This is a genomic window from Streptomyces sp. NPDC031274 (assembly GCF_055570235.1).
On sequence record NZ_JBVIHP010000234.1, the window covers coordinates 995 to 1,387 of the forward strand.

At 69.0% G+C, this 393-nt stretch carries 1 protein-coding gene; it reads right to left on the reverse strand.

What is annotated here, in order from left to right:
• On the reverse strand, positions 1–229 hold a 229-nt coding region (locus tag ACZ5CR_RS45260), incomplete at its 3' end, for a cupin domain-containing protein (protein WP_468869516.1).
• Positions 230–393 lie beyond the last annotated feature (164 nt).

The following is a 393-nucleotide window of genomic DNA, read 5'->3' on the forward strand; positions in this document are numbered from 1 at the left end:
CGCCTCCGTCGTCCATGCGGATGTGCATCCGCCCCTCGAGGACGTAGGCGTTGTGGTGGATCTGGCAGCTCTCCGTGCCTGCGAGCGGGGCCACGGACTCGGACCAGCGCCAGCCGGGCTCGAAGGTGCCCACCGCGAAGTCCAGCCCTGTGAGGTGGACGGCTTCGAGGTGGCCGTGGGGGAAATCGCGTCGCTCGTCCGGCTTTTCGACCGCCTTGACCTCGATCATGACGACTTCCTCCGTTCGGGCCCTGCCCGCGCTCTCGGAGTCGGTTGTCGCCGCCGCGGGGTCCACGGCCGACGTCATCACCAGCCGACCCCTTCCTTCCATCGTCCGCCTGTCAACCGGGGGACGCCACCGGGGGTTCCCGCCACCGAGCTTTCGGAATCGAT